Here is a 17,741-nt window from a genome sequence, read left to right as displayed (position 1 = left end):
CGGACGATCCCAAGCAGCGCCAGCCCGACATCTCCAAGGCCCGCGCCCTGCTGGACGACTGGCAGCCCACCATCGCCCTGGAGCAGGGCCTGGCGCGCACCATCGCCTACTTCGATGGCCTGCTGAAGAGCGGCGCGGCCTGACCTCCGGCGGCCAATGCGGCGAAGCGGCGCCCCTGGGCTTGCCGCACTAGGCAGAATCGAGTCCTGCCGACCGGGGCGTTGCTTTCCCCCCGGCAACTCATGCCGAGGCGGCAAATCATCCCCGGTGTGATTAATGCGCCCCTTGTCGGCCGGTTATAAAGCGCAATAAAAACAATGAGATAAAATGTGAACGCGCGGCCGAAATTGGCCCGCTGCTTGCGAGAGTGTTGGCAAGGCGAAAAACCCGCCCCGCAGGCAAAAGCCGCAAACTCTCTCCCGACCAGAATGGAAGGATCCCAAATGCCGTATAATTCGGTGAATACCAACGTGGGCGCGATGGTCGCGCTCCAAAACCTCAATGCGACCAACTCCGACCTGGCGATGGCTCAAAACCGCATCAACACTGGCAAGAAGGTGGCAAACGCCAAGGACAACGGCGCTGTCTGGGCTATCGCTCAGAACCAGCGCGCGGCGTCCGGATCGTTGAACGCCGTCCGGGATTCACTGCAACGCAGTCAGTCTACGGTCGACGTCGCCATTGCTGGTGGGGAGACGGTTTCGGACCTTCTGCTTCAGATGAAGGAAAAGGCTCTCGCGTCTTCCGACAGCAGCCTGGATGCTGCATCTCGCAATGCCCTGAACGAAGACTTCATGGCCCTGCGCGACCAAATCCAGAAAGCGGTCGGCAACGCATCGTTCAACGGCGTGAATATGTTGAACGGAGCCCTCCCGAGTGGTGCGGTGACGATCTCGGCCCTTGCCGATGAGTCTGGGATTTCCAGGCTCACGGTGCTGGCTCAGGATATGTCGCTGGACACTCCCGGGAGCGCGGTGGGGCTGTTGGCGACCGACTCCATTGGGACCCAAGCAGGCGCCACGGCTATGATTGCGACAGTCGGGGCCGCTATTGCGAATGTCTCGACCGCCCTGTCGAAGCTCGGCACCGGTTCCAAGTCGCTCGCCAATCACCTGACCTTCATCAACAAGCTACAGGACGCGGTCGACGCCGGCGTGGGCAACCTCGTCGATGCTGACCTCGCCAAGGAGAGCGCAAGGCTCACCTCGCTGCAGACGAAGCAGCAACTCGGTGTCCAAGCGCTGTCGATCGCCAACCAGATGCCACAGACGATTATGTCTCTGTTCCGCAGCTAGTTGGTCGCAGCGCCGGGCGGGCGCTCCCCCGAAAGGGGTGGCCCCGCCCGGCGAGCTCTTTGAACTGCTGGGCGCCGTTTGCCGCATGAGGTCGGCAATTTCTGCCCAAGCGCCGTTGAGGTAGGCAAGTCCTGCCGTGCGCAAACGTCCCTAACAAGGGTTTAATCCAACCATTTCAATATCTTGTGGCGGGACGATAGCCCGTGGGCCCTGCCGCTGACCTGGCCCAAAACTTGCTTTTAACCACGTGGGCAAAATGCCTGCGGTCAGCAAAATGCAGACCGGTGACCTGAGAACAAGGACACCTCTGATGCCGAATAGCGTCAATACCAACGTCGGGGCGATGGTCGCCCTGCAGAACCTCAACGCCACCAACGCCGACCTGATGACGGTTCAAAACCGCATCAACACCGGCAAGAAGATCGCTTCGGCGAAGGACAACGGCGCCATCTGGGCCATCGCTCAGAACCAACGCGCCACCTCCGGCTCCCTGAACGCGGTCAAAGACTCCCTTCAGCGCTCGCAATCCACCGTCGATGTCGCCATCGCCGGCGGTGAAGCTGTCTCCGATTTGCTTCTGCAGATGAAGGAAAAGGCCTTGGCCGCCTCCGACTCCAGCCTTGACACCGCCTCGCGGACCGCCCTGAGCGACGACTTCAACGCCATGCGCGACCAGATCGCGAAGTCGGTTTCGAACGCCACGTTCAACGGCGTGAACATGATTAGCGCCACCGGCACCACCATCGCCGCCTTGGCCAATGACGACGGCAGCTCGAAGATCACGGTCCAGGCCCAGGACCTTTCCCTGGCCGGCATCAGCCTGAACACCGGCTCGATTTCGACCCAGGCGACAGCCGAAGCCATGATCGCCACCGTCGGCGCCGCCATCACCACGGTCTCGACCGCTCTGTCGAAGATGGGTACGGGCTCCAAGTCGCTCGGGGCCCACCTGACCTTCATCGGCAAGCTGCAGGACTCGATCGACGCCGGGGTGGGCAACCTCGTCGACGCCGACCTGGCCAAGGAAAGCGCGCGACTCACCTCGCTGCAGACCAAGCAGCAGCTGGGTGTCCAGGCGCTCTCGATCGCCAACAGCTCCTCTTCGGGTCTGCTCAGCCTCTTCCGCGGCTAGGGCAGGCGCGCGAGGCGGAAACGCCTCGTCACCGGCCGGACCTGGCGGGGAGGGCGAAGTCCTCCCCGCCGATTTCGGTCAAACAGGGACGTTCACGGGTCACCCCCGTCAACGAAGGGAGAAATGGAAACCAAGGCGACAAATCTGGCGGCCATCACCGACCAAAACCTCAATCAGCAGCAGCATCCCGCACCGCCCGAACCCGCACCGCGCGCGGCCCGGGTCGCCGAAGGGGCTGAAGATCAGGCGGATATCCGGCTGATCATCGAGGAGCAGGACGGTTCCTACGTCTACAAGACAGTCGACCGGCGGACCGGTGACATTGTGGCGCAGTATCCGAGGGAAGAGCTCCTGAAGATGCGTGAGGAAGACGGCTACGCCGCCGGCACGGTCATCCGCGCCAAGATCTGACGGGGCTCAACAGCCTCTGAATCTGAAGGTTTTACTGCCCCGGGGACCCGGTTGGCAGGCGCTCGCATGTGGGCGTTAACCTTCTGGACACCATGATTCCATAGCTTCCAGCGCAGGAAGACCGCACCCACCGACTCGCAGAAGAGCCGGTTGAAGGGGGCGGGCGCGCCAAGGAGGCCGGGTAGTGTCAATCAGCGTTCACACCAACAAGTCCGCGCTCGTCGCGCTGCAGAACCTGAACAAGACCAACGACGAACTGAGCGACGTCCAGAACCGCATCAACACCGGACTGTCGATCGCGAACGCCAAGGACAACGCCTCGGTCTGGTCCATCGCCCAGGGACAGCGCGCCGACATCGGCGCCCTCTCGGCGGTGAAGATGAGCCTGGACCGCGCCCAGTCCATCGCCGAAGTCTCCATGGCGGCCGGGGAGTCCATCTCCGACCTGCTGGTCCAGCTGAAGGAAAAGGTGGTCTCGGCCCAGGACCCCTCCCTGGACGCCAACTCCCGCACGGCCCTTGACGCCGACTTCAAGTCGATCCTGCGTCAGATCACCCAGGTGGGCCAGAACGCCAACTTCGACGGCGCCGACATCCTGGACGGCACCACCACCTCGATCCGCTTCCTCGCCAACGCCGACGCCAACGCCTACATCACCCTGTCGGGCCAGGACATGAGCCTGGGCGCCGGGATCATCACCATGGTCGCGACGGCGTCGATCAACACCGTCGCCGACGCCCAGCAGGCGCTGGTCGATCTCGACGCCTCCATCGGCAACGTCAACCAGGCGCTCGGCGCGCTCGGCGCCCAGGCCAAGCAGATCGAGAACCACAACAAGTTCGTCTCCAAGCTGACCGACGTGCTGCAGGCCGGGATCGGCAACCTGGTGGACGCCGACGTCGCCAAGGAAAGCGCCCACCTGCAGGCCCTTCAGGTCCAGCAGCAGCTTGGCGCCCAGGCGCTGTCGATCGCCAACCAGGCGCCCCAGATCATCCTGTCGCTGTTCAAGTAATTGCGCGTGTCCCGCCGCTGGGAAGGTCTTGAGGCCCGAGCTCTCGAAGCTCGGGCTTTTGCCGTCTTAACGCTGCGGCTTAACCCCTCGTCATCCCCTGATGTGCAAAGGTCTGGTCGCGGATCTGCGTCCGCGGACGGCAGGTCATGACGATCACCTTCGACACCAATATTCTGCTGAACTACTATCAGGGCCGCGCCGGCGTGCCCCTGACCTCGGCTGGCGGCTCGACTGCGCCGGCCAAGAAGTACGCCCCGAGCGCCCCCTGGCTGCCGGGCGCCCAGACCGCATCCAACACGCCGGCCCTGATGACCACGGCGGTCAAGAACGCCATGCTGGGCCGCAAGCTGGTGGACGAGGGCGCCGCCCAGCTCGACCTGGCGGGCGCCAGCGCCGACTACAAGAAGCTGTTTGCGCTCTATCAGGGAATCGACACCCTGGCCGGCGTCGTCGACCAGATGGGCGGCAAGAACCTCAGCAGCACGGACAAGGCCCGGATCCAGTCGGTGTTCGCCAAGGGTCTGGCCGAGATCACCACCTATACCGAACAGCTCGACATGGACCAGTTGCGCCTGACCCGCGCGACGGTGGCCGACAAGGCCAAGTCCACCGTCGGCGTCAACCGCGTCAAGACCGACTACACGACGCCGCCCCTGGTGTCGGGCAATGTCAGCGCGCCGATCGACGCCTTCCAGGGCGAGGTGAAGTTCAACATCTCCATCAAGCGGGTCAACGTCATCCACGACGTGGCCATCGACCTGGACGAGATGGGCGCGACGCCGCGCAACATGGCCAACGTGCTGTCCTACATCAACGGCAAGCTCGGGGACGCCGAGGTGGGGACCAGCGTGTCTTCCCTGCGCATCCCCGGCGGCGACCGGATGATCACCATCGGCGGCAAGTCCACCAAGGTCGGGGTCAATCCCGACCAGTGGGCGATGAAGTTCAACATCGATTCCGGCGACACCCTGACCTTCTCGGCCCCCAAGACCGAGCCGGCCATCTACCTGGCCCAGAGCGTCGGTAATCCTGATCCCGACGGCAAGGCGGCCACCAAGGACGGGGTGATCATCAGCCAGCTGCTGAAGGTCCAGACCGACACCGCCGACGTGACCCCGCCGCCCCAGGCCACTGGGGAGGCCAACTACATCGACGGCCGGGTCTGGGCCAAGGACATGGAAAAGTCGGTGGGCGCGGTCCACGCCACCCAGGTCGCCGCCGACGGCTCGGTCTATGTCCTGGCCGATGTCTCCGACAAGGTCGGCGGCCAGCAGATCAAGGGCGATCAGGACGTCGCCCTGCTGAAATACGACTCGGCCGGCAAGCTGCTGTTCACCCGCACCCTGGGCGCCTCCACCAGCGCCAGCGGCCTGGCGCTCGCGGTCTCCGCCGACGGCAAGATCGCCATCGCCGGCAAGGTCACCGGCGCCCTGAGCGGGGCGGTCGAGGGGGCGCTGAACTCCGGCGCCACCGGCAGCTTCGCCACCCAGTCCGACAGCTTCGTCACCGTCATGGATGGCGACGGCCAGGAACTCTGGACCGAACGCCGCGGCGCGCGCCAGAACGACGAGGCCACCAATATCGCCTTCGGGGCCGACGGCAGCGTCTATGTGGCCGGCCGCGCCCAATCCAGCCTGCCCGGGACCACGGCGCTCGGCGGCTGGGACAGCTACATCGAGGGCTTCAAGGCCGACGCCAAGAACAAGGTCTCGACCCTGTTCGTCCATAGCGTCGGCTCGACCGGCTCCGACCGCCCAGGCGGCCTGGTGGTGGACGGCGACTCCCTGGTCATGGCCAACAACGAGGGCGGCCGCGCCGTCCTCCACCGCTTCGACATGTCGGGCGGCGGCGCCGTCGAGACCGCCACCCGCGACCTGGGCGACCTCTCCGGCGGCGCCATCGCCGGCCTGGCCCTGGACGGCGGCCAGCTGGTGATCGCCGGGTCGGCCGGCGGCGACAGCCTGTCGGCGGGCGTCACCACCCGGGCCTATACCGCCGGGCTCGACGCCTTCGCCGCGCGGATCTCGGCCGACCTCAGCGCGGGCGCCGGCGACCGGGTAGCCTATTATGGCGGGACCGGAGACGACAAGGTCGTGGGCATGGCCGTTTCCGAGGGGCGGGTTTTCCTGACCGGACAGGCGGGCTCTGATCTCCCCGACCTCGACGCCAAGGGCAAGAAGGACGGGTTCCTCACCGAACTGAACCTCGACACCGGCGCCACCGGCTTCACCCGCCGGTTTACCGGCAAGGACGGCTACGCCACCCCCACCGCCATCGCCGTGGACACCTCCGGGGCCAGCGCCCTGGACCGCCTGGGCCTGCCCAAGGGCACGATGGACATGACTGACGCCGTCCAGCTCAGCGCCGTCAGCGCCGTGCGCCCCGGCGACCAGTTCCAGGTCAAGGGCGGCAACGGCGGCACGTTCAAGACCATCACCATCGAGGCCGGCGAGACCATGGAGTCCCTGGTCGCCAAGCTGAAGCGGGGCCTGAACTACCAGGCCGACGTCAGCGTCGTGACCTCCGACGGCCAGCGCAAGCTGCAGATCAAGCCGCAGAACCCGCGCAACATCCTGGAGTTCGCCGCCGGCAAGGCCGGCAAGGACGCGCTGTCCCTGCTGGGCATCCCCGAGGGCGTGGTGCGCGCCACCGTGACGGGCAAGGACGGCAAGACCACCGCGGCGGACGGCAAGGGGATGTTCTACGGCCTGGGCATGGACATGGAGATGAACCTCAACAACGCCGAGGAAATCGCCCACACCAAGGCCGAGCTGGCCTCGGCGCTCAACGTGATCCGCACCGCCTACAAGGACCTCAAGGAAGCCGCCACGCCGGAGGCCCAGAAAAAGGCCGAAAAGGCCCAGGCCACCGGCACGGTCCCGGCCTATCTGACCAACCAGATCGCCAACTATCAGGCCGCCCTCGACCGCCTGAACGGCGGCGGCTAATTCGCCTGCCGATCACGAGCGCTTGAAACCGTCACACGCGCGGTCTAGCGAGAAGCCATGGATATGTTCAATGACCGACGGATTGTGCTGGCCCTGATCGGCGGCGCGCTCGCGCTCATGGCGGGACTCGGCATCGCCATCGGCATGGTGTCCAAGACCCGCAACGACCGCCACACCGCGCCGGCCGCCTCGCAGGGCGGCCTGGTGGTGGAGACCACCACCGCTGACGACGGCGGGATCGACCCGGCCCGGCCGCTGCGCTGCTTCGTCGCCGGCCAGTATGTCGGCGAGGTCACCCTGGCCGAGTGCGCCAAGAAGAACGGCGTGGCCACCGGCGCCCTTGATGTGGGCGTCGACTCCAGCGGCAATCTCGCCGCCGCCGACGACGCGGGCATGGTGCTGACCCCCCTGCCGCCGATCCAGACCGCCGCCGTCGAGCCCGCCCTGCCCACGACGGCGCCCACCGCGCCCACCGCGGCCTCGGCCCCCGTCTCGCCGGCCGCCGGCGGCCCGGCCGGAGCCTGCTGGCGCTATTCGGGCAACGCCTGGTCCCGGCTGCCGTCGGAGATGTCGCTCAACGGATGCGTCCAGGCCCTGTTCGCCGGTCGCTGCGAGCGTCCCGGCGGGGCGACCTATGGCCGCTGGATGACCCAGACCTTGCGTCTGGTGCCCGGCAAGGTCGAAGTCTCCGGCGACAACCGCAGCTTCCGCAGCCTGGTGGACCAGGGCGGCGGCTGCGCGATCCCGGCGATCGGCTAAGAACGACGAAGGCCACTCGCGCGCCGCAATCGGCCTGTGTAGTCTATGGCCATGGTTCGCAATCTTCTCCTGCTCGGCGCCGCCCTGATCGCCCTCGGCGCCTGCGCCAAACGCACCGTCCCGCCTGGCGACGTCGGCGTCTGCTACATGGTCGCGCCCCAGAAGGACGGGTCGCTGAAGTACAACAAGCTGCCTGCCGCCCAGTCGGACCTGGAGCACTGCGCCGCGGCCCTGGAGGCCATGCGCGTCCGCTTCCTCAGCCTCGGCGGCAGCCAGTACGAGATCACCGGCGCCTATCAGGGCAACTTCATCTTCCTCCAGAAGGAGGGGATCTTCACCGCCCCGTCCCTGGAGGCGCACCGCTATCCCGCCCTGGTCCGCACGGGCGACGGCCGGCTGGCGGTTCCGGGCGCCATGCCGCGCCAATAGGGCCGCGCGACTTCAGGCCGCGGCAATGGCCTGTGGACGGCGGGCGTCAAACGTGAACGAACCCAGAACATTAATATTGATCGGCTGATCCCGCTCGTCTAGCGTGCGCGCAGGACGTGAACGTCCGCATCTACGGAAAAGACAGGGAAAGCATCATGGCGGGCAGCGTCAACAAGGTCATTCTGGTCGGCAATCTGGGCGCCGATCCCGAAATTCGCAGTCTCGGCTCGGGCGACCGGGTCGCCAATCTGCGCATCGCCACCTCCGAAACCTGGCGCGACAAGTCCTCGGGCGAGCGCAAGGAAAAGACCGAGTGGCACCGGGTGGTGATCTTCAACGAGAACCTCGTGAAGGTGGCCGAGAACTACCTGAAGAAGGGCTCCAAGGTTTACATCGAGGGCTCGATCCAGACCCGCAAGTGGGCCGACCAGTCGGGCGTGGAGAAGTTCTCCACCGAGGTCGTGCTGCAGAAGTTCCGCGGTGAACTGACCATGCTGGACGGCCGCGGCGACGCCGAGCGCGAAGAGGGCGGCGGGTTCTCCAGCGGCGACCGCGGCGGCTTCTCGTCAGGCGGCGCCCCGCGCGCCCAGAGTTCGGGCCCGCGCGAAGACTTCTCCGCCGACCTGGACGACGAGATCCCGTTCTAGGCTTTGCGGCCGATGGGCTTGTAGAAAGAGCGGCCGGTTCCCCTGGGAGCCGGCCGTTTCTCGTTGTCGGGGGTTCCGATGTCCGCCTTCCAGACCGCTCTTGAAGCCGGTGATCTCGCCGGGGTCCGGGCCTGTCCCAAGGCCGACCTGCATCTTCATGCCATCGGCAGCGGCAACCGCGACTTCCTGCGCGCGCGCACCGGACGCGACATCGTCCCCGTCGACCGTGTGCTCACCTCCATGGACGACATGCACGCCTGGACCGGCGAGCATCTGGCCGGGCTGTTCCAGGGGCAGGGGAGGGCGTTGGCCTTCGAGGCCACCTTCGTCCAGGCCGCCTGTGACGGCGTCACCCGCATCGAGGTCGGCGCCGATGTCTGGGAGATCACCCACTACGACAACCAGGCCCAGCCGGTCTGGGACATGCTGCAGGCCGCCCATGCGGCGGGCGGGCCGCAGGTCGAGTGGATCCCGCAGATGAGCTTCTCCCGCCACTGCCCGTTCCGCGCGCTCGACTTCTGGATGACGCCGATGCTGGAGCTTGGGGTGTTCCGGACCCTGGACCTCTCCGGCGACGAATTCGCACAACCCATCGAGGTCTTCGCGCCCCTCTACCGCCGCGCCAAGGCCGCCGGTCTGAAGCTCAAGGCCCATGTGGGGGAGTGGGGGACCGCCGACGATGTCTGGCGCGCGGTGGAACTGTTGGAGCTCGACGAGGTGCAGCACGGCATCGCCGCGGCGCAGTCTCCCCAGGTGATGCGCGCCCTGGCCGATGCGGGCGTGCGCCTGCACATCTGCCCGACCTCCAACCTCAAGCTGGGCCGGGTGGGGCGGATGGAGGACCACCCGATCCGCGCGCTGGTGGACGCCGGCGTCAGGGTCACCGTCAACACCGACGACGTGCTGATCTTCGGTTCCAGCCTGTCGGAGGAATACCTGGCCCTGTTCCAGGCCGGCGTGCTCACCGCCGCCGAGCTGGACGCCATCCGCCTGGAAGGTTTGGCCTAGAAGGCGCCGCCGGCCCGCAGGTCGATGCCGTATTCGATATTCGCCTTCAGACAGCACATCATGTGCATCCAGCCCCCGGCGTTGCCGTGCGAGGCCTTGCTGCCCGCCGCCGTATCGGGCCAGCCGCCCTCGCGGATCTGGACCATGGTGTTGTCGGCGTCCAAGGTCTTGAAGATCATCTGGACATGGGTGCTGCCGCCGCCCGGCACGTCGGAGGGCCAGTCGAAGACGATCGTCTCGTCCTTCACCACCTGGCCCACCACCACGTCGTAGGTCTGGTCCACCTCGGCGAACTTCCACGTCACGGTGGACCCTTCGGCCAATGGCCCGCTGGAGGTCTGGAGGAAGTAGCCTGTGAGCTTGGCGGGGTTCACCACCGCCTCGAACACCTCGGCGACGGGCTTGCGGATCTTAAGCTGCACCTCGAATTTCGCCTCCATGGGAGCACCTTCCTGTTGCCTTCGCCGCCAAATATGTTATGAAAATATAACATGTCAACCGACGACGCAGATGACCTGGTCTTCAAGGCGCTCGCCGACCGCCGCCGGCGGGAAATCCTGGACCTGCTGAAGGCCGGGCCGCGCACCACGGGGGAGCTCTGCGCGCACTTCCTCGGCGCCCTGGATCGCTGCACGGTCATGCAGCACATCGGGGTGCTGGAGCGCGCCGAGCTGATCATCGCCCGGCGTGAGGGGCGCAGCCGCTGGAACTACCTGAACGCCTCGCCGGTGAAGGCGATCTCGGACCGCTGGATCTCGCCCTATGCGGCCCACGCGGTGGACCTGCTGACGCGTCTGAAGCGGGACCTGGAAGAAGTCTAGGCCTCGGCGCTGCCCAAAGCGTCCTGATTGGCCTCGCGGATCGCGGCGGCCGCCGCGTCGTAGAAGAACGGCAGGAAGGCGTAGCGCTTGCCGCGGGTCACCGGGGTCGCCTCGTGCAGCAGCGAGCAGGAGAACACCACCGCCCCGCCGGTGGGCGGGCGATAGGTCTTGGGCCCGAACTCCGCGAAGGTCAGGTCGCCGCCCTCGAAGTCCTCGGCGTTCAGGTTGATCGAACAGGCGAACCGCCGGTGGGCGGTGCCGCGCGTGGTGTCGTCCCGGTGCGGTTTGAAATAGCCGCCATCCTGCGCGTCATAACAGGCCACCATGTAGCGCTCGATGTAGCCGACCCGGAACTGGAAGACCTTGCGGATCTGCGGCAGCAGGCGCGTGCTCAGGGCCTCGCGGGTCTCGCGCGCCAGGTCGGGGTCGGTGATCATGGTGTCGCGGCGCTTCTTGTAATCGTCCAGGATGCCCACCGTCTTGCCGTCGATCTCCCGCATCACCCCGGAGGGCGAGCCGCCGTCGGCCTCGTAATAGGCGATCAGCCGGCGGCAGAGGTCGGGTTCGAAGATGCGGGGCGCGATCAGCACCGGGGCGTGCAGCGGAACCCCGGCGTGGTCCTGCGGCGCGGGCAGGGCGGCGATCTGGGCGAACAGGTCGTCGGTCTTGTCGATATCGGCGATCGCCAGCACGCATTCGGCGGGGTCCAGCAGCACCCAGCGGGGGCGGGCCTCGCCGTCGGCCGTCAGGGCCTCGAACAGCCGGCTCACCGCGCCGTCGCGGTCCAAGAACCAGCGCAGCCCGGTCTGGTCGCGGGCCATCTCGATCGCCTGGGCGTCGCGCAGAACGCCGTAGGCCGACAGCTTCACGTCGTCGAACAGGGCCCGGTGCGCGCCGATCGCCCCGAGCGCCGCGCGCCGTCCGGCCAGGTCGGTGGGCAGGAAGGCCAGCAGCACGTAACGGCCGCCGAAGGCCGCGGAGGTGTAGCGGGGATTGCTGGTCGTCGCACAGACAAACCGCGGCGCGAGCGCGCCCACGACGATGGACATTCCACAGGTTGCCGCCGGACGCCCGGCCTTGCAAGGCAAGGATTTTCCCTCTCTCCCTGCGGGGTCGATAGCCCCGTCCGGCAAAACCAACACGTCATCCCGGACGCAGCGCAGCGGAGAGCCGGGATCCAGGGGCGGTGCGCTGGGCCCCTGGGTCCCCGATCGGCCTGGCGGCCGTCCGGGATGACGGGAATAATTTGAGAGCGGAGCGCTCCCCCGGAAAGGGAGAAGGCGAGCAAACGAAGCGCCTACCCCTTCGGAATGACCCCGCAGGCCACCCGCGCGCCGGCGCCGCCGATCGGTTGGGTCTTGTGGTCGTCGGCGTTGGCGTGGATCACCAGGGACGAGCCGTCGGCATCCGTCAGGGCGGACCGGGCGCCCTGGCCGCTCAGCGAGACGTAGCCGGAGAACAGTTCGGCGGTCCCGGTCCCGTCGGCGGCGACATAGAGGTTGGGCAGGTCGCCGGCCTCGTTGCCGTCCGGGTTCAACAGTCCGTGAACCACGCTCGCCTGGCCGTGCACATGGGCCCCGGCCGAGGTGAATCCGGCCGCCGAGCAGTCACCCTTCTCGTGGAAATGCAGGCCGTGCCAGCCGGGGGTCAGGCCCTTGGCCTCCACCTTCAGCATCACCCCGTTGGGGGCCTCGGTCAGGGTCAGGGTCCCGGCGGAGCCGCCGGTGGAATTCTTGAGATCGATCCGAAGGTTGGCGGGGGCGGCTGCCGCGATGGCGGCCGTGGCGGCCAGACTGATGATCAGGCCGGGGAGGGCGAATTTCATACTGTCTCCATAGGCGTTTCCCAGGCTCACGAAGGTTGGCCTCGGGGGTCCTGGGATGGTAACAACTGAAGTCTGATTTCCAGTCCGATTCCAACGGCGAAAAATTCCCCTTGAGCGACGACAGCACTATCCCTCCGGACGACGGCCGGCGCGGGGGCATCGCCCCTATCGCCATCGAGGACGAACTCAAGAAGTCCTACCTCGACTACGCCATGAGCGTCATCGTCAGCCGCGCCCTTCCGGACGTGCGCGACGGCCTGAAGCCGGTTCACCGGCGCATCCTCTTCTCCATGAGCGAACAGGGGCATACGCCCGACCGCTCCTATGTGAAGTCGGCCCGCGTCGTCGGCGACGTGATGGGTAAGTACCACCCGCACGGGGACCTCGCGATCTACGACACCCTGGTTCGCCTGGCCCAGCCGTTCTCCATGAGCCAGCTGCTGATCGACGGTCAGGGCAACTTCGGCTCGGTGGACAACGATCCCCCGGCCGCCATGCGCTACACCGAGTGCCGCCTGACCAAGGCGGCCATGTCGATCCTGGCCGACCTCGACAAGGACACCGTCGACTTCAAGGACAACTATGACGGCTCGGAGCACGAGCCCACCGTCCTGCCGTCGCGCCTGCCCAACCTGCTGGTCAACGGCGGCGGCGGCATCGCCGTCGGGATGGCCACCAATATCCCGCCCCACAACCTGGGTGAGATCGTCGACGCCTGCCTGGCCTATGTCGACAATCCCGAGATCGGGCTGGACGAACTTCTGGACATCGTTCCGGGCCCCGACTTCCCCACCGGCGGTGAGATCATCGGCCGCACCGGCGCCCGCAACGCCCTGATGACCGGCCGCGGCTCGGTGATCATGCGCGGCAAGGCCGCCATCGAAGAGATCCGCAAGGATCGCGAAGCCATCATCATCACCGCCATCCCCTATCAGGTGAACAAGGCCGGTCTGGTGGAGCGGATCGCCGAACTGGTGCGCGAGAAGCGCATCGAGGGCATCGCCGACCTGCGCGACGAAAGCGATCGCCAGGGCATGCGCGTGGTGGTCGAGCTGAAGCGCGACGCCTCGGCCGACGTGGTGCTGAACCAGCTCTACCGGTTCACCCCGCTGCAGAGCTCCTTCGGCGTCAACATGCTGGCCTTGAACCGCGGCCGTCCGCAGCAGATGGGTCTGCGCGAGATGATCGTGGCCTTCATCGAGTTCCGCGAGGAAGTCGTTGTCCGGCGCGAGAAGTTCGAACTGTCCAAGGCGCGCGACCGTGGCCACGTCTTGGTGGGCCTGGCCATCGCCGTGGCCAATATCGACGAGTTCATCCACATCATCCGCTCGTCCAAGGACCCGGCCGAGGCCCGCGAGCGCATCGTCGCCAAGGGCTGGCCGGCCAGCGACATGATGCCCCTGGTGGAGCTGATCGCCGACCCGCGCACCATCCTGGAAGCGGGCGGCCTGATCCGCCTGACCGAGGAACAGGCTCGCGCCATCCTGGCGCTGACCCTGTCGCGCCTCACCGGCCTTGGCCGTGACGAGATCTTCGGCGAGGCCGAGACCCTGGCCGGCGCCATCCAGGGCCACCTGTCCATGCTGTCGTCGCGCGACAACATCATGGCCGTGGTCCGTCAGGAACTGGTGGAGGTGCGCACCGCCTTCGCCGTGCCGCGCCGCACCGAGATCGTCGACGGCGACGCCGACGTCGAGGACGAGGACCTGATCGCCCGTGAGGACATGGTCATCACCGTGACCCACGGCGGCTATGTGAAGCGCACCCCGCTGGTGACCTATCGGACCCAGCATCGCGGCGGCAAGGGCCGCTCGGGCATGTCCACCAAGGAAGAGGATGCGGTCACCCGCGTCTTCTCGGCCAACACCCACACCCCGATGCTGTTCTTCTCCTCCGGCGGCAAGGTCTATCAGCTCAAGGTCTGGCGCCTGCCGGTCGGCACGCCGACCTCGCGCGGCAAGGCCTTCGTCAACCTGCTGCCCATCGAGCCCGGCGAGAGCATCACCTCGATCCTGCCCCTGCCCGAGGACGTGGCCACCTGGGATCAGTACGACGTCATGTTCTCCACCCGCTCCGGCGGCGTGCGTCGGAACAAGCTGTCGGACTTCATCGGCATCAAGCGCAACGGCAAGATCGCCATGAAGCTGGACGAGGGCGACCAGATCATCGGCGTCGGCGTCTGCAACGCCCAGGCCAACGACATCCTGCTGACCACGGCTCTTGGCCGCTGCATCCGCTTCGCCACCGAAGAGGTGCGCGTGTTCGCCGGCCGTGAATCCACCGGCGTGCGCGGCATCCGCCTGGCCGAGGGCGACAGCGTCATCTCCATGGCCGTCCTGCGCTCGGTGAACGCCACGCCGGCCGAACGCGCCTCCTATGTGAAGCATGCCAACGCCATGCGCCGCGCCATCAGCGGCGAGGGCGAGGATATCGAGGACGTCGCGGCGCCCGAGGACGACGACGAGGCCGGCGAGGAAGCCGCCCTGTCGGGCGAGCGCATCGCCGAGCTGGGGGCGGCCGAGGAGTTCATCCTCACCGTCTCCACCGAAGGCTACGGCAAGCGGACCTCGGCCTACGAGTTCCGCCGCACCGGCCGGGGCGGGCAGGGCTTGCTGGCCCAGGACCTCACCAAGAAGGGCAAGGGCGGACGTCTGGCCGCCTCCTTCCCGGTGGAGGAGTTCGACGAGATCCTGCTGGTCACCGACCAGGGTCAGCTGATCCGCACGCCGGTCACCCAGGTTCGGGTCATCAGCCGCAATACCTCCGGCGTCACCATCTTCCGCACCGCCACCGACGAGCATGTGGTCTCTGTCGAACGCCTGGCCGACCAGGGCGGCGGCGAGGCCGAGGAGCCGGACGCCGAGCCACAAGCGGGACCCGACGAAACTTAGGGCTTGCCTTCAATCGCTTGCCCGGCCAAAGCCGAAGGCAAGAATAGTTGGGGGATACAGGCGAATGGCCACCCGCGTCGGGATCTATCCGGGGACGTTCGACCCGATTCACAACGGCCACACCGACATCATCGGCAGGGCCGTGAAGCTGGTCGACAAGCTGGTGATCGGGGTGGCGATCAACGCCGGCAAGGGGCCGCTGTTCACCCTTGAGGAACGGGTCGCCATTCTGCGCGACCTGGCCGCCGGCCTGCCCAAGGACATCGAGATCGTCGTCCAGCCCTATGAGGGCCTGCTGATCCACTTCGCCAAGGAGGTCGGGGCCAGCATCATCGTCCGCGGCCTGCGCGCCGTGGCCGACTTCGAATACGAATTCCAGATGACCGCCATGAACCAACAGCTCGACCGCGACATCGAGACCGTGTTCCTGATGGCCGACCCCCGCCACCAGGCGGTCTCCTCCAAGCTGGTCAAGGAAATCGCCATCCTCGGCGGCGACGTCACCAAGTTCGTCAGCCCCGGCGTCCGCGAAGCCCTGCTTTCCAAGGTCGCGGCGGCCGCCAAGTAGTTCGGCTTCCGAACTATCTTTGGGGTCTGGGGAACAACTGCAGGCGGCGCCCAAACCTGCCCGCGCGGGGTGGCGATCTTCGCCGGGCCCGGCTAGGAGTGAGCCATGATCCGCACCCTCCTGATCTCCTCCGCCGTCCTGGCGCTCGCCGGCTCGGCCCTGGCCGCGCCCAAGGCCAAGGCGCCGGCCGCCCCCGTCGCGCCCCCGGCGCCCGGTGCGCCCGGTCCCGCCGACTGGCGCACCCCCGACCCCGACAACGTCCTGGTGATCGATAGCACCAAGGGCCGCATCCTGGTGGAGCTGACCCCGCAGGTCGCCCCGAACCACGTGACCCGGGTCAAGGAACTGACCCGCTCTGGCCTCTATGACGGCCGCACCTTCTTCCGGGTGATCGACGCCTTCATGGCCCAGACGGGCGACCCGAAGGACTCCGGCGAGGGCGGTTCCGACAAGCCCGACATGGACGCCGAGTTCACCTTCCGCCGCGGCCCCGAGACCCCCTTCGTTCAGGTCGCCGACCAGACGGTGGCCGAGATCGGCTTCGTCGGATCGCTGCCGGTCATGACCCAGAGCTCGATGCTCATGCCCATGACCAAGGACGGCAAGATCTCCGGCTGGGGCCTCTATTGCCCGGGCGTCGCCGGCATGGCGCGCGGGGAGTCCGAGGCCAGCGCCAACAGCCAGTTCTTCCTGATGCGCCAGGCCTATCCGTCGCTGGAAAAGCGCTACACCGCCTTCGGCCGGGTGATCTCCGGCCTCGACGCGGTGCGCGCCATCAAGGTCGGCGAACCGGTGACAGATCCCGATAAGATGTTGAAGGTCCGCGTAATGGCGGATATCCCCGCCGCCGAACGCCCCAAGGTTCGGGTGATCGACCCCGCGAGCGCCTGGTTCAAGGCCGAGATCGCCAATGTGCGTGGCGAGATGGGGGCCGATTTCACGGCCTGCGCAATTCGAATTCCCTCAGAGGTGAAGTAATGGACGCCGAAAATACCCTGATCATGACGCTGGAAAGCGGCCCGGTGACGATCAAGCTTCGCCCCGACCTGGCGCCCGGCCACGTCGAGCGGATCAAGGAACTGGCCCGCGAGGGCTTCTATGACGGCGTGGTCTTCCACCGCGTGATCCCGGGCTTCATGGCCCAGGGCGGCGACCCCACCGGCACCGGCTCGGGCGGTTCCTCCAAGCCGAACCTGACCGCCGAGTTCTCCAAGGAGCCCCACATCCGCGGCGTCTGCTCCATGGCCCGCACGAACCAGCCGAACACGGCCAACAGCCAGTTCTTCATCTGCTTCGACGACGCCAAGTTCCTGGACGGCCAGTACACCGTCTGGGGTGAAGTGACCGAGGGCATGGACCTGGTGGACGGCCTGCCCAAGGGCGAGCCGCCGCGCGCCCCCGGCAAGATCGTCTCCATGAAGGTCGCGGCCGACGCGTGACCCCCGACCTGGAAGCGGCTTACGCGCAACCGCATAGGCGCTACCACACGCGGACCCACATCGAGCAGTGCCTGGCGCTGCTCGACCAGGTTCCCGACCTGATGGACTCCGAGCGCCAGGTGCTGACCTACGCCATCTGGTGGCACGACGCGGTCTACGACCCGACCGCCTCGGACAACGAGGCCAAGAGCGCGGAGATGGCCAAGCGCGATCTCCGCGACCTCGACGTCTCGCTGCACGCCCGCGAGGAGGTGGCCCGGCTGATCCGCCTGACCGCCGGTCACCTGGTGGAGGAAGAGGACCGCCTGGGCGAAATCCTGGTCTCCATCGACCTGGCCATCCTGGCCGCCGCGCCCCTGGACTACGACGCCTATGCCCATCAGGTGCGTGAGGAGTACGCCCACGTGCCGGACGCGGCCTGGCGCGCCGGTCGGGCCAAGGTGATGCAACACTTCCTGGACGCCCCGGTTATCTATCCCGATCCGGCCTTCCGCGCCCTGTTCGAGGACGTGGCGCGGGCCAACATCGCCCGGGAGATCGCCTCCCTGGCTTGAGG

General features: G+C 67.0%; 18 protein-coding genes. 15 read left to right on the top strand and 3 right to left on the bottom strand.

The annotated features are described in order from the left end of the window. The first annotated feature begins 443 nt into the window (after positions 1–443). From Q7J39_RS05065 to Q7J39_RS05025, 9 genes are all read left to right on the top strand, one after another. Positions 444–1,295 (top strand): flagellin, encoded by an 852-nt coding sequence (locus Q7J39_RS05065; protein ID WP_304821077.1) that lies wholly within the window; start codon positions 444–446, stop codon positions 1,293–1,295. Positions 1,296–1,605: 310 nt separating this feature from the next. Then, a complete protein-coding gene (locus Q7J39_RS05060; protein WP_304821075.1) occupies positions 1,606–2,427 on the top strand; it encodes a flagellin in 822 nt (273 codons plus the stop codon). A gap of 123 nt (positions 2,428–2,550) precedes the next feature. Then, entirely contained in the window at positions 2,551–2,838 is a 288-nt protein-coding gene (locus tag Q7J39_RS05055) for a hypothetical protein (protein WP_304821074.1), read from the top strand. A 184-nt stretch (positions 2,839–3,022) separates the two neighbouring features. Then, on the top strand, positions 3,023–3,850 hold the full coding sequence (locus Q7J39_RS05050) for a flagellin (protein WP_304821072.1): 828 nt from the start codon (positions 3,023–3,025) through the stop codon (positions 3,848–3,850). A gap of 146 nt (positions 3,851–3,996) precedes the next feature. Beyond that, positions 3,997–6,798, top strand: a complete 2,802-nt coding sequence (locus tag Q7J39_RS05045) for a hypothetical protein (protein WP_304821070.1) — start codon at positions 3,997–3,999, stop codon at positions 6,796–6,798. 57 nt (positions 6,799–6,855) lie between these two features. Continuing rightward, entirely contained in the window at positions 6,856–7,557 is a 702-nt protein-coding gene (locus Q7J39_RS05040) for a hypothetical protein (protein WP_304821068.1), read from the top strand. Between the two features lie 51 nt (positions 7,558–7,608). Next, positions 7,609–7,986, top strand: a complete 378-nt coding sequence (locus Q7J39_RS05035) for a hypothetical protein (protein WP_304821066.1) — start codon at positions 7,609–7,611, stop codon at positions 7,984–7,986. Between the two features lie 155 nt (positions 7,987–8,141). Further along, complete coding sequence (gene ssb, locus Q7J39_RS05030; RefSeq protein ID WP_304821064.1) at positions 8,142–8,633, top strand: single-stranded DNA-binding protein; 492 nt, start codon at positions 8,142–8,144, stop codon at positions 8,631–8,633. A 78-nt stretch (positions 8,634–8,711) separates the two neighbouring features. Then, positions 8,712–9,641 carry a hypothetical protein gene (locus Q7J39_RS05025; RefSeq protein WP_304821062.1) on the top strand — a complete coding sequence of 310 codons (930 nt, stop codon included), beginning with the start codon at positions 8,712–8,714 and terminating at the stop codon, positions 9,639–9,641. Here the strand turns inward: Q7J39_RS05025 and Q7J39_RS05020 are convergent. Continuing rightward, positions 9,638–10,081 (bottom strand): SRPBCC domain-containing protein, encoded by a 444-nt coding sequence (locus tag Q7J39_RS05020; RefSeq protein WP_304821059.1) that lies wholly within the window; start codon positions 10,079–10,081, stop codon positions 9,638–9,640. The two genes, Q7J39_RS05025 and Q7J39_RS05020, sit on opposite strands and share 4 nt — an antisense overlap. 51 nt (positions 10,082–10,132) lie before the next feature. Between Q7J39_RS05020 and Q7J39_RS05015 the strand changes: the two genes are divergently transcribed. After that, on the top strand, positions 10,133–10,462 hold the full coding sequence (locus Q7J39_RS05015) for a helix-turn-helix transcriptional regulator (protein ID WP_304821057.1): 330 nt from the start codon (positions 10,133–10,135) through the stop codon (positions 10,460–10,462). Here the strand turns inward: Q7J39_RS05015 and Q7J39_RS05010 are convergent. Both Q7J39_RS05010 and Q7J39_RS05005 read right to left on the bottom strand, forming a co-directional pair. Beyond that, a complete protein-coding gene (locus tag Q7J39_RS05010) occupies positions 10,459–11,511 on the bottom strand; it encodes a 2OG-Fe(II) oxygenase (protein ID WP_304821055.1) in 1,053 nt (350 codons plus the stop codon). The two genes, Q7J39_RS05015 and Q7J39_RS05010, sit on opposite strands and share 4 nt — an antisense overlap. Positions 11,512–11,759: 248 nt before the next feature. Further along, positions 11,760–12,287 carry a superoxide dismutase family protein gene (locus Q7J39_RS05005; protein WP_304821053.1) on the bottom strand — a complete coding sequence of 176 codons (528 nt, stop codon included), beginning with the start codon at positions 12,285–12,287 and terminating at the stop codon, positions 11,760–11,762. 110 nt (positions 12,288–12,397) lie between these two features. On the opposite strand from Q7J39_RS05005, the gene gyrA reads away from it, so the two are divergent. The 5 genes from gyrA (at position 12,398) to Q7J39_RS04980 (ending at position 17,739) form a co-directional block, all read left to right on the top strand. Beyond that, positions 12,398–15,178 (top strand): DNA gyrase subunit A, encoded by a 2,781-nt coding sequence (gene gyrA, locus Q7J39_RS05000; protein WP_304821052.1) that lies wholly within the window; start codon positions 12,398–12,400, stop codon positions 15,176–15,178. A gap of 64 nt (positions 15,179–15,242) precedes the next feature. Next, a complete protein-coding gene (coaD, locus tag Q7J39_RS04995) occupies positions 15,243–15,746 on the top strand; it encodes a pantetheine-phosphate adenylyltransferase (protein WP_304821049.1) in 504 nt (167 codons plus the stop codon). Positions 15,747–15,851: 105 nt separating this feature from the next. Next, positions 15,852–16,724, top strand: a complete 873-nt coding sequence (locus Q7J39_RS04990; protein WP_304821047.1) for a peptidylprolyl isomerase — start codon at positions 15,852–15,854, stop codon at positions 16,722–16,724. Further along, positions 16,724–17,185 (top strand): peptidylprolyl isomerase, encoded by a 462-nt coding sequence (locus Q7J39_RS04985; RefSeq protein WP_304821046.1) that lies wholly within the window; start codon positions 16,724–16,726, stop codon positions 17,183–17,185. Before Q7J39_RS04990 ends, Q7J39_RS04985 begins: the two co-directional genes overlap by 1 nt. After that, complete coding sequence (locus Q7J39_RS04980) at positions 17,182–17,739, top strand: phosphohydrolase (protein WP_304821044.1); 558 nt, start codon at positions 17,182–17,184, stop codon at positions 17,737–17,739. The genes Q7J39_RS04985 and Q7J39_RS04980 overlap by 4 nt, the downstream gene beginning before the upstream one ends. Positions 17,740–17,741: the final 2 nt, after the last annotated feature.

This window comes from Phenylobacterium sp. (assembly GCF_030651185.1).
Classification (GTDB): Bacteria; Pseudomonadota; Alphaproteobacteria; order Caulobacterales; family Caulobacteraceae; genus Phenylobacterium.
Note: the sequence above shows the minus strand (reverse complement) of the source record. Positions and strands in the feature narration are given on the sequence as shown.